Source organism: Actinoplanes sp. NPDC026670 (assembly GCF_040638175.1).
GTDB lineage: Bacteria > Actinomycetota > Actinomycetes > Mycobacteriales > Micromonosporaceae > Actinoplanes.
The window spans coordinates 1-13,563 of sequence record NZ_JBEZXU010000125.1 but is presented as its reverse complement, the minus strand read 5'-3'; the positions used below and the strand labels follow the sequence as shown (position 1 = coordinate 13,563).

At 71.6% G+C, this 13,563-nt stretch carries 13 protein-coding genes; 7 read left to right on the top strand and 6 right to left on the bottom strand.

What is annotated here, in order from left to right:
* Positions 1–623: 623 nt before the first annotated feature.
* Positions 624–1,760: an MFS transporter gene (locus AB0E94_RS51505; protein ID WP_360343884.1), complete on the bottom strand. Its 1,137-nt coding sequence runs from the start codon at positions 1,758–1,760 to the stop codon at positions 624–626.
* A gap of 65 nt (positions 1,761–1,825) precedes the next feature.
* On the opposite strand from AB0E94_RS51505, the gene AB0E94_RS51500 reads away from it, so the two are divergent.
* Complete coding sequence (locus AB0E94_RS51500; RefSeq protein WP_360343881.1) at positions 1,826–3,208, top strand: PLP-dependent aminotransferase family protein; 1,383 nt, start codon at positions 1,826–1,828, stop codon at positions 3,206–3,208.
* Positions 3,209–3,297: 89 nt separating this feature from the next.
* Positions 3,298–3,822, top strand: coding sequence for a hypothetical protein (locus AB0E94_RS51495; protein WP_360343878.1), 525 nt, complete (start codon positions 3,298–3,300; stop codon positions 3,820–3,822).
* 15 nt (positions 3,823–3,837) lie between these two features.
* Here the strand turns inward: AB0E94_RS51495 and AB0E94_RS51490 are convergent, their stop codons facing one another.
* The 3 genes from AB0E94_RS51490 to AB0E94_RS51480 all read right to left on the bottom strand — a co-directional run bounded on the left by AB0E94_RS51490 (position 3,838) and on the right by AB0E94_RS51480 (position 5,391).
* A complete protein-coding gene (locus tag AB0E94_RS51490) occupies positions 3,838–4,266 on the bottom strand; it encodes a response regulator (protein WP_360343887.1) in 429 nt (142 codons plus the stop codon).
* 118 nt (positions 4,267–4,384) lie between these two features.
* The gene (locus AB0E94_RS51485) at positions 4,385–4,759 is read right to left on the bottom strand and encodes an STAS domain-containing protein (protein WP_360343875.1); all 375 of its coding nucleotides are present in this window, start codon (positions 4,757–4,759) and stop codon (positions 4,385–4,387) included.
* Positions 4,760–4,989: 230 nt separating this feature from the next.
* Positions 4,990–5,391, bottom strand: a complete 402-nt coding sequence (locus AB0E94_RS51480) for a VOC family protein (RefSeq protein ID WP_360343872.1) — start codon at positions 5,389–5,391, stop codon at positions 4,990–4,992.
* Between the two features lie 95 nt (positions 5,392–5,486).
* On the opposite strand from AB0E94_RS51480, the gene AB0E94_RS51475 reads away from it, so the two are divergent.
* Positions 5,487–6,482 carry a YafY family protein gene (locus AB0E94_RS51475; RefSeq protein ID WP_360343869.1) on the top strand — a complete coding sequence of 332 codons (996 nt, stop codon included), beginning with the start codon at positions 5,487–5,489 and terminating at the stop codon, positions 6,480–6,482.
* A 104-nt stretch (positions 6,483–6,586) separates the two neighbouring features.
* Positions 6,587–7,108 carry a DUF309 domain-containing protein gene (locus tag AB0E94_RS51470; RefSeq protein ID WP_360343866.1) on the top strand — a complete coding sequence of 174 codons (522 nt, stop codon included), beginning with the start codon at positions 6,587–6,589 and terminating at the stop codon, positions 7,106–7,108.
* Between the two features lie 304 nt (positions 7,109–7,412).
* Here the strand turns inward: AB0E94_RS51470 and AB0E94_RS51465 are convergent, their stop codons facing one another.
* Positions 7,413–7,835 (bottom strand): MarR family transcriptional regulator, encoded by a 423-nt coding sequence (locus AB0E94_RS51465; protein WP_360343863.1) that lies wholly within the window; start codon positions 7,833–7,835, stop codon positions 7,413–7,415.
* Positions 7,836–7,925: 90 nt separating this feature from the next.
* Between AB0E94_RS51465 and AB0E94_RS51460 the strand changes: the two genes are divergently transcribed.
* Both AB0E94_RS51460 and AB0E94_RS51455 read left to right on the top strand, forming a co-directional pair.
* Positions 7,926–8,852 carry a zinc-binding alcohol dehydrogenase family protein gene (locus AB0E94_RS51460; protein ID WP_360343860.1) on the top strand — a complete coding sequence of 309 codons (927 nt, stop codon included), beginning with the start codon at positions 7,926–7,928 and terminating at the stop codon, positions 8,850–8,852.
* Between the two features lie 72 nt (positions 8,853–8,924).
* Complete coding sequence (locus AB0E94_RS51455; protein WP_360343857.1) at positions 8,925–9,563, top strand: HAD family phosphatase; 639 nt, start codon at positions 8,925–8,927, stop codon at positions 9,561–9,563.
* 122 nt (positions 9,564–9,685) lie between these two features.
* On the opposite strand, the gene AB0E94_RS51450 is transcribed toward AB0E94_RS51455, so the two are convergent.
* Positions 9,686–12,283: a family 16 glycoside hydrolase gene (locus AB0E94_RS51450; protein WP_360343854.1), complete on the bottom strand. Its 2,598-nt coding sequence runs from the start codon at positions 12,281–12,283 to the stop codon at positions 9,686–9,688.
* Between the two features lie 450 nt (positions 12,284–12,733).
* Between AB0E94_RS51450 and AB0E94_RS51445 the strand changes: the two genes are divergently transcribed.
* The coding region (locus tag AB0E94_RS51445) for an ALF repeat-containing protein (RefSeq protein ID WP_360343851.1) at positions 12,734–13,563 on the top strand (830 nt) is incomplete at its 3' end.

The window sequence follows — 13,563 nt, the reverse complement described above, 5'->3', positions numbered from 1 at the left end:
GAGCTCGGCGCTAGCCTCTCGCCGCTCGTCGCTGCTCGCTCGCAGCTCTTCGCCCCTAGCTCGTCGCTCGCCACTCGCCGCTCGCCGCTCGCAGCCCGTTGCTCGCCGCTCGCCGCCCGTCGCTCATCGCTCGCCGCTCGCCGCCCGTTGCTCGCCGCTCGCCGCCCGTTGCTCGTCGCCCGTCGCCCGTTGCTCGTCGCCCGTTGCTCGCCGCCCGTCGCCCGTTGCTCGTCGCCCGTCGCCCGTCGCCCGTCGCCCGTCGCTCATCGCCCGTTGCTCGTCGCCCGTCGCCCGCCGCCCGCCGCCCGTGGATCTTGCACGAATCTTCACCCTCGCGCCGATCTTGCAGCCCTTTCCACGTCCTGACGCGAAGAAAGCTGCAAGGTCTCCCCGGCGCGGCAGACCTTGCACGATGAACCAGGCCCAGACATGAAGAACCGTGCAAGATCGCCGGCGACCTGGAGAACCGTGCAAGATCTACCAGGCTGGGCAAGGCCGAATCCCCCGTGAATACGACATTTCGCTCTCATCCTGGTGTCTCGGTCGCATGTATGGCCGGTGCGACAGCCCGAAGGCAGGGGATCTGGGAGTACAGCTGTGCGGTGGTGGTCCGGCAGAGAAGATCAATGAACGCCACTGGGCGCGGGACGGGCGGCGGGGATGCGGGACAGGGCGAGCAGCGCCACCGCCAGTGCCGCCGCCCCGGCCAGGACGAAACCCGAGGTGGGGCCGATCAGTTCGGCGAGGGCGCCGGCCGTGGCAGCGCCGGCGGCGGTGCCGACCGCAGTCGCGGTGGCCAACCAGGCGAAGGCCTCGGTGGTGGTGCCGGGTGGGGCGGAGCGGTCGACCATCGCGTAGGCGGTGGCCAGGATCGGCGCGATCATCGAACCGGCCACGGTGATCATGACCGCGGACGCCGCCGTGCCGGCCGACGCCGGGACCAGGAGCAGGTGGCCGGTGGCCAGCGCGGCGAGCAGCAGGGCGAACGAGCGGCCGTCGGTGGCGCCGCCGCCCAGCCGGGCGGCGATCACTCCCCCGGCCAGGGAGCCGGCGCCCCACAGGCCGAGCAGGAGGCCGGCGGCCGGGCCGGCCGAGGCGGCCACCGCCACCTCGGTCGCGCCGAACAGGACACCCACCCCGATCATCACCGTCACGAGGGTGCGCATGGCCGCCGAGGCGAGCGCGTTTCCGCCGGTCCGCCGGGTGTGGGCCGGGCGCCAGCGCCGGGATGCCGGCGCCAGAGCGAACAGGGCGGTCGCCGCGACCAGGACCGCCCCGGCGGCGGTGAGGGCGGCGCCGGTGCCGGCCAGGGCGCCCAGCGCGAGTGCGAGGGGTGGGCCGGAGACCCAGGTCAGCTCGGTGGCGGCGGCGTCCACGGCGTACGCCCGGCGCTGTCGTTCCGCGCCCTGGTGCAGTGACGGGATCAGGGTGCGCAGGCACGCCCCGACCGGTGGGGTCGCGAAACCGATGACCGCGGCCAGGGCCAGCAGCACCGGCAGTGGTGTGCCAGGCGGCAGCCGGGCCATGGTGGACAGCGCCGTCCCGGCGACGATCGCCGAACCCAGCAGCACCACGGTCTGGCCGCGCCTGTCGACGAGCCGGCCGAGCAGCGGGCCGCCGGCGCCCTGCGCGACGGCCAGTGCCCCGGTGGCCGCGCCGGCCGCCGCGTACGAGCCGGTCAGCTGTTCGACGTGCACGAGCAGCCCGATGCTGAAGGTGGCAAGCGGCAGCCGGGCGACGATCGACGTGGAGAGGAGCATGTCTCCACCCTGGTTCGGGACTGGTACAAAGAACAGGTCCAGTGGTGCGGCGAAAAAGGGGTCCAGTGGAGCTGCTGCTGAGCGTCTCGAAGGACCGGCCGGGCACCCTCAGCGCGCAGATCCAGCGCCGGATCCGGGACGCCGTCCGGGACGGGAGCCTGCGCGCCGGCAGCCCGGTGCCGTCCACCCGCGATCTGGCCGGGCAGCTCGGCGTCTCCCGCAAGGTCGTCGTCGACGCGTATGCGCAGCTTGCCGCCGAGGGATATCTCGTCACCCGGCAGGGCGCGCAGCCGCGGATCGCGGCCGGCCCGTTTCCGGACGCCGTCGCCACGCCGCCGGCTGTCGCCGTCGCGCCGGGCCGGTTCGATTTCCGGCCCGCGCGGCCGGATGTCTCCTCGTTTCCACGGGCCGCCTGGGCTCGCTGTCTGCGGGACGCGATCGGTGAGATCAACATCGATGATCTGGGGTACGGCGACGCGTTCGGCGTCGACACGATGCGGGACGGGCTGGCCGACCACCTGGGCCGGGCGCGTGGGGTGGTGGCGGACCGGGACCGGATCGTGGTCACCAACGGTTACCTGCACGGGCTCGGGCTGCTCTGCCGGACGCTGGCCGCCCGGGGTGCACGACGAATCGCCTGCGAGGATCCCGGCGGTACGGACGAGGCACGGATCGTGACCAGGTCCGGGTTGGCGGCGGTGCGCGTACCCATCGATGATCTTGGGTTGCGGGTTGATCTTCTGGCGGCGGCGAAGGCCGACGCGGTGATCCTGACACCCGCGCATCAGCATCCGACCGGGGTCGTGCTGGCGCCGGAACGCCGGACCGCGCTGATCGCCCTGCTGCGTGCGACCGGGATGTTCGCGATCGAGGACGACTACGACGCCGAGTATCGCTATGACCGGCCGGCGGTGGGCGCCTTGCAGGGGCTCGATCCGGCGCATGTGGTGTATGCCGGCACGGTCAGCAAGGTCCTGGCGCCGGCCCTGCGTCTGGGGTGGATGGTGCTGCCGCCGTCGCTGGTGGAACCGGTGCGCTCGGATCACGACCACGGTGGCGCCCGGATCGAGCAGCTCGCGTTCGCGCACTTCCTGCGCCGGGGCGAGCTGGACCGGCATCTGCGCCGGATGCGGATCCGGTACCGCCGGCGCCGGGACGCGATGATCGCCGCCCTGGCCGAGTCGCTGCCGTCCGGGCGGGTGTGCGGGATCGCGGCCGGGCTGCACGTCACGGTCGAGCTGCCGGCCGACGTCGACGAGGCGGCGGTGGCCGCTGCCGCGCGGGCCCGGGGCATCGCGCTGGCCACGATGGGTGACTACGCCCCCGGCGGCGGGCGGCCGCCGACGCTGATTCTCGGCTACTCGCAGATGTCCGAGTCGCGGCTGCGGGCCGGGGTGCGCGAGCTCGCCGCGATCATCCGTGTCACAGCGGGCGGAAACGCTGCGTGACGGCCCCGGTATCGACGCCGACCGTCTTCGGCGCCCTCGCCCGCCGCGCGGGCCCGGTAGGCTGACCGGCGAGAGCGGGGAGGCCGAGCATGGGGTGGGAGATCGCCGTCGCGGCGGCGCAGTCCGACAGTGTGGCGTACAACATCGGGTTCGTGGTCGGCCGGATCCTGTGCTGCCTGCTCGTCGTCGGCGGGATCGTGGCGATCGTCAGGCGGGTGGTTCGCGGGCGGCGCTCGGAGGCCAAGGGTTACCCCCAGCCGCCCTATCCGCCGGCCGGGTATCCGCAGCCGCCCTATCCGCCGCCCGGACATCCGCAGCCGGGTGATCCGCCGCCCGGATATCCGCAGCCGGGTGGCCCGCCGCCCGGATATCCGCAGCCGGGTGATCCGCCGCCCGGATATCCGCAGCCGGGTGGTCCGCCGCCCTCGGGATACCAGCAGCCACCGCCCGGATACCCGCCGCAGCCGGGGCAGCAGCCGCCCGGATACCAGCCCCCGGGATACCAGCAGCCACCGCCTGGATACCAGCCTCCGCCGGGGCAGCAGCCGCCGCCGTATCCGCCGCCCGGTGAGTATCCGCCGCCGACCGACCCGCCGTACCCGCCGCGGCCCTGACCTGGCCGGTTCCGGTCAGATCGCGGGCAGGGTGGCGACGTCTCCGTAGAAGCGGCTGATCTTCTGCACGGCCGCTTCGAAGGCGTCGAGCTCCATCGGCTTGGTGACGAACGCGTTGGCGTGCCCGGCGTAACTGGCCACGATGTCCGGTACCGCGTCGGAGGTGGTCAGCACGACGACCGGGATCGCCGTCAGAGCGTCGTCGCGCCGGATGTGGGCGAGGACCTCCCGGCCGCCCATGCGCGGCATGTTCAGGTCGAGCAGGATCAGGTCCGGCCGTGCCGCCTCGGCGAATTCGCCCTCGCGGCGCAGATATTCCAGCGCCTGACCGCCGTCGATCACCCGATGCACGACCGGTGGAACCGTCGCCTCCTGGAGCGCTTCCTCGATCATCATGGCGTCGGCGTCGTCGTCATCGACGATCAGGACATCAAGAGCTCGCACACCGGTCACAATCGCTCACCTTCAGTAAGAATCCACACGAACGTGAACGCTTGCAGTAGTGCAAACAATAGCGGCCTGCGGGCGATCCGGAAATCCCCGTCGACGTGCGAACGGCGGATCAGACGGCCAGCGCGAACGTGATCGCCTGCGGCACCGTGTCGAAGGTCGAGAAGACCGTCCCGAGGCGGGCCGCGTGCAGCACCGACAGGACGAACGGCGGCGCGGCGGCCAGCACGAGGTCACCGGACTGCCGGCGAGCGGCCTCACGCGCGGCGACCAGGACACCGAGCCCGATCGAGTCGACGGCGGCGACCCGCCTGAGGTCCACGATGATCCAGGGATGTTCCACGAGCGCCTGCCCCAGCGCCGTGCGGAGCGAGCCCGCCGCGGCGAGGTCGACGTCTCCGACGATCCGGACGACGGACGCGCCGGCCAGGCTGTGCACCACGATCTGTGCGACTTCATGCTCGTCGATGAGTGGGACGACCCCCATGATCACTCCTCACCAGGTTTCGCAAATCCGCCGGATTCCACCTTTCCCCGAGGGGACTGCGATACTCCCCCATTCACATGACAGTTACGTGACGATTCCGTCCACATCGCTGTCCGGGGGCGGTTACCGGGCACGCGGACCGCCGATCCGGGTCGGGCGCGAGGTCCCGCCCAATCTCGACGGTCCCGGGGACGACAGGCCGTTGGCCTACCCGCCCGGGACATCGCAGGTCAGACCGATGCCACCCGCGCGGTGGCCTCGGCGGTGACCGGGGTGAACAGGTTGATCAGGGTGCCGTCGGGGTCACGGAACAGCAGCGACCGGTTGCCCCACGGCATCGTCGTCGGTGGCTGCACCGGCTCGCCGATGACGTCGCGCAGCCGGGCGAACTCGGCGTCCACGTCATCGACCCGGAACTCGACGATGGCCGTGCGGTTGCTCGCCGGCTCGGCCGATCCGTCCCCGAACAGCCGGACGGTGACGACGCCGCCGATCGCGAGGGTGGCCCCGGCCAGCGGGATCTCACTGAAATCCGGGGTGTGCCGGCGGGCGGCCTGCCCGGTGACGAGCTCGTAGAAGCCGGTGAGGCGGGCGACGTCACCGGTGATGATCCGGATCGAGGCGAACTGCACGATGTTCCTCCGTGGTGGAGTGGGCTGGTTACGCGGCGAACGCTAAACCGGATACCGGACAGGATCCGCCCGGTATCCGGGTGACAATGACGTTCGTGACGAGGCCGACAGCACGCGTACTCGCTCTGCTCGAAATCTTGCAGACCGGCGGCACGCACCGCGTCGACGACCTGGCCGGACGCCTCGGCGTCGACGAGCGGACGGTCCGGCGTTACGCCGGCCACCTGATCGACCTGGAGGTTCCGGTCGAGTCGATCCGCGGCCGCTACGGCGGCTACCGGCTGGCGCCGGGTTTCCGGATGCCGCCGCTGATGCTCACCGACGACGAGGCGCTGGCGGTCCTGCTCGGTCTGGAGGCCGGTCCGGCCTCGCTGCCGGGCGGCGCCGCCGAGGCGGCGGCCGCCAAGATCCGCCGGGTGTTGCCGAGAACGCTTGCGGCCCGCCTGGCCGCGCTGTTCGCGTCGACAGACTTCACCGCGGCAGTACGGCCGGAGCCGGCCCCCGAGAGTGGGGTGTTGTTGCGGCTGGCCGAGGCGACACGCGAACAGCACCCGGCCGTGATCACGTACACCGGCCGGAACGGGCGGACCACTGATCGCACGCTGCACCCGTACGGCCTCGTCGCCCACACCGGCCGCTGGTACGTGACCGGTCTGGACTCGGTCTCCGGCGAGCTGCGCACATTCCGGCTGGACCGCATCCAGCGAATCCAGCCGCTACCAGGCAGGTTCACCGTCCCTGCCGGCTTCCGTCCGGCCGACGCGGTGCTGACCAGCCTGGCGAGCACCCCATGGCGGTACGAGGTGACGGTCGCCGTCGAGGGCCCGCCCGACGAGGTGCGCCCGCTCCTGCCGAAGGCGCTGGCCACGGTCGAGCCCGACGACACCGCGGGCTGGTCCCGGGTGCGCCTCCGAGCCGAACGACTCGACTGGCTACCGGCCGTGCTGGCCGGCCTGTCCCGCCCGTTCGTCATCCACCACCCACCCGAGCTGCGCGAAGTCGTACGCGCGTGGGCCGATCGGGTCGCCGCCTACGCCGCCGCCCGGCCGGAGGTAGCGATGCGAGTCCAGCGCGACGACTCGTCAGCATGATGCCTCGCCTCGCCTTGATCACACTGCCGCAGGGGAATTCATCGGTGGGCGGCGCATCATGGATCCGGCTCAGGAGGGCCGGCCCAGAAGGGAAGGTTGGGAACATGAACGAGGACGACGGCCGGGCACGGCCGGAACCGGTCGTGGTCGCCCGGGATCGTGATCCCGCCGGCAAGCCGCGTAACTCGCGGCCCCGCGATGCCCTCGGCCGGCCGTTGCCACCCGGCGCGCCCGGCATCCCGACGATGCCGGACGATCTGAACCTGCCGCCGGCCGACGCGCTGACCCTGGCGCAGCAGTTGCTCGACGACGGGTTGCCGTTCCATGCCCACGAGGTTCTCGAAGCCGCTTGGAAAGCCGCCCCGGCCGACGAACGTGAACTGTGGCGTGGCCTGGCCCAGCTGGCCGTCGGTCTCACCCACGCCCGCCGCGGCAACCGAACCGGCGCCGCCCGCCTGCTGTCCCGGGCGGCCGAGCGGATCAGCGGCTACGCCCACTGCGCGCCACACGACATCGCCGCAGCCGACCTGAGCACGTGGGGCCGCACCGAAGCCACCCGGATCACCGAACGCCCCCTCAGCGACGAGGCCCCGATGCCCAACCTGACAGCCGGCGACCTCCCGTAATCAGGATCTGGCCCACCCGGCACGTCACCCGCCGCCGCCGACCCGCAGAACGAGCCGAAGACCCCGGCCGTCGCCCAGCACGGTAAACCCGCCCGCATTCCGACGCTCAGCGACGGCTCACGGTCTCAGCCGTCGCCCAGCACGGTAAAGCCGCCCGCATTCCAACGCTCAGCGACGGCTCACGGTCTCAGCCGTCGCCCAGCACGGTAAAGCCGCCCGCATTCCAGTACTCAGCGACGGCTCACGGTCCCGGCAGTGACCGCGCCGACAGGCCCGGCCGCGAGCCTCCGAGAAGGTGCCCCGGCTACTCGGCGGGCAGCAGGGGCTGGAGCAGCGTCAACAGCTGGGTTCGCTGGGTGGGGTGGAGCCGGGCCAGGTCGGGGGTCAGGGCGGCGCGGACCTCGCCGTCGAGCCGCTGGGTCAGGCTGTGGCCGAGCGGCGTCATGAAGACCTCGACGACCCGGCCGTCCGACGGGTTCTTCGCGCGGGCCAGCAGGCCACGGCGTTCGGCGCGGTCGATCAGCCCGGACATGGTGGATTTGTCGAGGCCCAGGTAGGCGGCCAGGTCGGTGACCCGTAGACGCCTGTCACGGAGGATGCCGAACACCCGGAGCTGGGTGAGTGACATGTCGTTGTCGGCGCCGATGCGGGTCAGCACGCCCGTCACCTGGAAGGTGCAGCGGACGAGGGCGTCGATGAGCTCGTCCACGGAGTCCTCAGCGGTCATGCTCCGGATCCTAGTTGACATCGTTGGGATTACGAACCATTCTGGGGCAGGTAGTTGGCATTACAAACAATCTAGCCTTGGAGGTCGACCATGCACGCCGCTGTTCTCACCGCCTTCGACACCCCGCCGGTCTACCGCGAGCACCCCGAGCCGGTCCCGGCCGGCGACGACGAGATGGTGGTGGACGTCCTCGCGGCCGGCCTGCACCACCTGACCCGGGCCCGGGCCAACGGCTCGCACTACAGCAGCACCGGCGCGTTCCCGCTGGTGCCGGGCGCCGACGGGGTCGTCCGCGACCGGGACGGCCGGCTGCGGTACGTGGCTCTCGACGACACGAATCAGGGGACGTTCGCCGAGCGCACCGTCATCGACGTACGCCGGAGTGTGGTCCTGCCGGAGGGTGTCGATCCGGTCCGGATCGCCGCCGCGATGAACCCGGCGATGTCGTCCTGGGTCGCGCTGCGCCGCCGCATCGAGTTCCGGCCGGGGCAACGGGTGCTGATCATCGGCGCCACCGGCAACGCGGGCCGGATGGCGGTGCAGGTGGCGAAGCTGTTCGGCGCCGCGCACGTGATCGCGGCGGGACGTGACGCGACCCGGCTGGCCGCCCTGCCGGAGCTCGGCGCAGACGAGACGTGCACGCTCGGCCAGCTCGAACGGGCGGCTGACGTCGACGTGGTCCTCGACTACGTGTGGGGTGCGCCGGCCGCCGAGGCGATGGTCCCGATGCTCACCGCCCGGTCCGACCGTTCGGCGCCGCTGACCTGGGTCCAGATCGGGTCGATGGGCGGGCCGGTCGCGCCGGTGCCGTCGGTCGCGCTGCGGTCGGCCCGGTTCCAGATCGTCGGCAGTGGCATCGGCTCGGTGCCGGCACGCGACTTCATCGCCGAGTTGCCGCAGCTGGCCGCGGCGGTGACCGAGGGCGCGATCAGCGTACGGGCGCAGGCCGTGCCGCTCGCCGAGATCTCCCGGGCGTGGGCTGCCGAGACCGACGGCCGGATCGTTCTGGTGCCGTAGGTCAGTTCCGGCGGTGTTCCTCCTGCGCCGAGCGCCCGGCGTCTACGGGGCTCGGCGGCTACCATCCCGCCCGTGAAGAAGTACATCCTGTTCGATCATGACGGTGTGCTGGTGGACACCGAGTCCTGGTATTACCTGGCGTGTGAGCGGGCGCTGGCCGATATCGGCTTCACGGTGGACCGGGACCGGTATCTGCGGGACATGCGGCTGGGGCTGGGCGCTTTCGACCAGGCCGTCGCGGCGGGTGTCACCGAACCGGAGATCAGCCGGCAGCGTCGCGTCCGCGATGGCTACTACCAGGGGTATCTCCGTACCGAAGCGATCGAGATCGAAGGTGTCGCCGAGGTCCTCGCCGAGCTTTCGCAGCATGTCCGGATGGCAATCGTGACGACCTCGAAACGGGCGGACTTCGAGATCATCCACGAGGGACGGCAGATCCTGCCGTTCATGGACTTCGTCCTGGTCCGCGACGACTACCGGCAGGCCAAGCCGCATCCGGAACCGTATCTGACCGCGCTGCGCCGGTTCGGAGCCACCGGGCCGGAGGCTCTCGTCGTGGAGGATTCGGCCCGCGGCCTGAACGCGGCGGTGGCCGCGGGCATCGACTGCGCGGTGGTGCACCACGAGTTCACCAGCTCGCACGACTTCACGCTCGCCACCCACCGCATCGCATCGCTGGCCGAACTGCCCGGCCTCATCCTCGAGGCGTGAGACAAGAGCGGCCACCTCAGCGTCACCGAGGGTTGCGGTCAAGGCCAAGACCCTCATTCGGTACGGCTACCCGGCGCCCTGGTCGAGCGGACGCCGGGTACCCGTGCTCCTCCGTAGGAACGCTAGGTGAGGGTGATCGTCCGGTTCCAGTCCCAGGCGCCCACCCCGGAGTCCCACACCTGGGGCGCACTGGCGTTGCCGCCGATGCCACCGAAGACGAACAGCCGGGTCAGCGAGTTGTCGTAGTTGTAGAAGGCGCCGATCTCCGTACGGCCATCGCCGTTGAAGTCGCCGGTGACCGTCTTGACGCGGTTCCAGTCCCAGGCGCCCGCCCCGGAGTCCCAGGATTGGCGGGTGGTGAAGCCGGCGCCGGTGGAGTCGAAGACGAAGAGCCTGATCCGCGCCCCGTCGTAGTTGTAGAACGCGCCGATGTCGGCCCGGCCGTCGCCGTTGAAGTCGCCGCCGGCGAGCTTGATCCGGTTCCAGTCCCAGTTGCCCGCGCCGGAGTCCCAGGCGAGCCGGGTGAGCGCGCCGGTGCTGACCGAGTCGAAGATCCACAGCTTGGTCTGGTAGCCGGGGTAGTTGTAGAACCCGCCGATCTCGGCGCGGCCGTCGCCGTTGAAGTCACCCGCGACGTACTTGGCGCGGGCGCCGTCCCAGTTGCCGGCGCCGGAGTCCCAGCTCTGCCGGACGGTGACGCCACTGGCGATGTTGTCGAAGACGAACAGCCGGGTCTGGTAGCCGTCGTAGTTGTAGAACGCGCCGATCTCGGCCCGCCCGTCGTTGTTGAAGTCGCCGGCGACCGCGCGGATCCGGTTCCAGTCCCAGCTGCCGACGCCGGAGTCCCACACCATGCGGCCGGTGACGTTCCCGGTGCCGGTGATGGTGTCGAAGACGAACAGCCCCGTCCGGGAGTTTCCGTAGTTGTAGAACAGGCCCGCGTCCAGGGCGCCGTCACCGTTGAAGTCGCCACTGACCGGTTTGGTACGGGTGGCGTCCCAGTTGCCGACGCCGGAGTCCCAGGCGACCCGCCCGGTGACCGTGGGCTGCTGGCCGCCGACACCCTGCAGCTGCCACAGCCGGGTCAGGCCGCTGCTGTAGTCGTAGAGGACCGGGACGGTGCCGGTGGTGAAGCCGGCGTTGTCGGTGCGCATCCGGATGTTGCGGAACCACACCGGTGAGCCAGCCGGGTCGGACTGGAGCGCGATCGAACCGGCGGCGAGCAGCAGCGCCGGGTCGGTGACCTGGTAGTCGTTGACCACGGTGCCGTTGAGCCGCACGATCACCCGCCGCCCGGCGACGGTGATCTCGAAGGTGTTCCACGATCCGGCCGGGCGTTGGGCGTCCGAGGTGGGCGCGTTGCGGCCGGTGATGGCGCCGGTGGCGGTGTTGCCGGTGCCGCCCGGCTTGATCTGCACCTCGATGCCGCGGCTCGCGTCGCCGGCGGCGGTGGCGCCGACGATCACTCCGGCGTCCGAGGTGGCCGAGGTCGCCTTGAAGTCGGCCCGCAGGGTGTACGCGAGAGGCGCGCGGCCGCCGGTGTAGCGCACCAGGTTCGCCCCGCCGTCGGCGCGGAACGTGCAGTTCGACTCGGCGACCGCGGGCGACCACCTGTCGCGGGTTGCCGTACGGCCGTCGTAGAGGGCGGTGAACCCGCTCTCCACGGTGGTCTTGCACGCGTCGACGGTGTTCTCCCGGATCCAGCCGGCGAGGTCGTCGGTGCGCACGGCCACTGCCGCGTCGCGGGTCTCGGTGACTCCGGCGCAACCGGTCTGCCAGGATTTCGCCTGGACGGCGACCAGTTCGACGGTGTCGCCGGTGGCGCGCAGGACCGGTCCGCCGGCGTCACCCTTGCAGGTGCTGGAGCCGCCGGCGCGGGCCAGGGTCAGGGTGGTCGAGGTGACCTCGGCGACGGTGAACCCGCCGGTGCGCACGGCGGTGCCCGGCCAGCCGTCGGCGCCCCGGCCGTACCCGCTGCTCTGGATCGATCCGGCGACAGCCGGCGCGGTGCCGCCGAGGGTGACCGGGGTGATGTCGGTGACCGGCTGGTCGAGGCGGGCCAGGACCAGGTCGCGGTCGGCACGCGGCAGCAGCTCGGTGATGGCGCGTTCCTGGCCGCCGGAGCGCAGCAGGTCGGCCCGTCCGATGATCGCGGTGGCCGGCTGGGTCAGGGTGTCGCCGAAGCAGGCCTTGCTGGTGGCCAGCCAGTCGGCGGCGACCAGGACGGCGGTGCAGCCGCGGCCGCCGGCGTCGATCCGCGCGACGTACGGCTGGGCGGCGGCCGGTCCGGCGGGCAGCGGGTCGTTGCCGGCGACCCGCAGCTCGACGAGGGTGTGGGTGGCGTTGCCGCCGCCGATCGGCTCGTAGCCGTCCGGCGGGACGGTCACCGTCTCGGTCTCCCCCTCGTAGGTGGCCCTGGCGACGACGGCCCGGTCCGCGCCCTGCACGAGGAACACGTTCGGCACGTCCATGGTGACGAACCCGCGCGGGCCGAGGACCTCGAAGCAGTGTGTCTCCAGGCTCGATCCGACCAGGCTCTCGACCCGGAACACGTCGTCGCGGCCGGTGCAGTCGGCGACGTAGCGGATCCGCCCGTCACCGGTGAGGATCTTGACGCCGTAGTCGGCCAGGATCCGGTCGGCGCCTGGGTAGGCGTAGTCCTCCACCACCGGCTGTGGTTCGTCCGCGGCGAACGCCGGCGTCCCGGACCCGGGTGCCACCGCCGCCACCACGACCACCGATAAAACGGGCACAATACGGCCCCACATTGAACTCATCAGCCCGGAACCCCCGCTCGAAGGCAAGCACAGTCAATTGATTCGCATCATACGCATGGCCGTCGAATTGTCGATGGCCAGAAATTGCGGGGACACCACGGACGGCATCTTCTGGGTTACACTCCCGATTGACGACCACTGATGTCCTGGCGGGGGCTTGATCACATGGATTCGTTGTGGAGACTTGCTGTGCTGGTAGCGACCGCACAGCCACTAGCGGGCCGAGCTGTGCACCGTGCCACCTGCGCGCGGCTGGAACCGGCGCCGGACACCCCTCACCGCGAATGATCTGATTCGCGAAAACTGCTTCACCCTGCTCGGCCTGCGCTATTTGCGGCCGGGCCATAAAGCGTACCCGAAAACGGGTTCGAACCATTCTGGATGGGGGCAGAAATGCGTTGGCGAACAGGCAGTGGAATACACGGTCCGCTGGCCGTTCTACTGGTGATCGGCGGCCTGTCGCTGCCGGCCACGGCAGCCGCGGCCGACCCGGTCGCGGACCGGTCGCAGATCCTTCAGCAGCTGCTCACCGGCGGCCCGTCGGTCGCGCGGGCCGCCGAGGTGGCGCTGCTCGGCTCGGACGCGGAGGTCGCGGCCTACCTGGCCGACGGGCACGCCCGCGCCGAGGAGCAGGACAACCGGGAGCGGGCGCAGGCGCTGGCGTCGACCGGCCCGGCCGTGCGGGCCGCCGCCGACCGGGCGCTGGCCGGAACGCCGGCCGACGTGCGGGCGTTCGTGACCAGCGGCTGGGAGACCGCGTGGGCCACCGACGAGCGCCTGCGGGTGGTGCAGACGATGGCCGTCGGCGGGACCACCACCCGCGCCACCGCCCAGCAGGCCCTCAACGGCACCTCGCAACAGCAGGCCGAGTTCCTGGCCGTCGGCCGGTACGAGTCCCGGCGGGTCGACGACCGCCTGCTGGCGGCGAAGATGCTGACCGGCGGTTCGCTGGGTAGCGGGCCGAACCTGAACACCGCCGCACAGCAGGCGCTCGCCGGGACACCCGAGGACCTGCGCGAGTTCATCGCCACCGGCCAGTTCCTGGCCCGCGCCCGCGACCAGGAGCTGACGTCGGTGTCCCGGCTGTCCGACCTGGCCAAGGAGGCCGGCGCGACGGCGGCGCTGGAGACCCAGGCCGCCAAGGACGCCGCCGACCGGGCCCTGCGCGCGGCCGAGCTGGCCAAGAAGGCGCCTGCCCGGGCGGCCGCCGAGACCGCCGCGGC

What these genes read in the sequence shown, in the direction of transcription:
- AB0E94_RS51505 (WP_360343884.1), bottom strand. Translation starts at nt 1,760, where the DNA reads ATGCTCCTCTCCACGTCGATCGTCGCCCGGCTGCCGCTTGCCACCTTC.
- AB0E94_RS51495 (WP_360343878.1), top strand. Translation starts at nt 3,298, where the DNA reads ATGGGGTGGGAGATCGCCGTCGCGGCGGCGCAGTCCGACAGTGTGGCG.
- AB0E94_RS51485 (WP_360343875.1), bottom strand. Translation starts at nt 4,759, where the DNA reads ATGGGGGTCGTCCCACTCATCGACGAGCATGAAGTCGCACAGATCGTG.
- AB0E94_RS51470 (WP_360343866.1), top strand. Translation starts at nt 6,587, where the DNA reads ATGAACGAGGACGACGGCCGGGCACGGCCGGAACCGGTCGTGGTCGCC.
- AB0E94_RS51465 (WP_360343863.1), bottom strand. Translation starts at nt 7,835, where the DNA reads ATGACCGCTGAGGACTCCGTGGACGAGCTCATCGACGCCCTCGTCCGC.
- AB0E94_RS51460 (WP_360343860.1), top strand. Translation starts at nt 7,926, where the DNA reads ATGCACGCCGCTGTTCTCACCGCCTTCGACACCCCGCCGGTCTACCGC.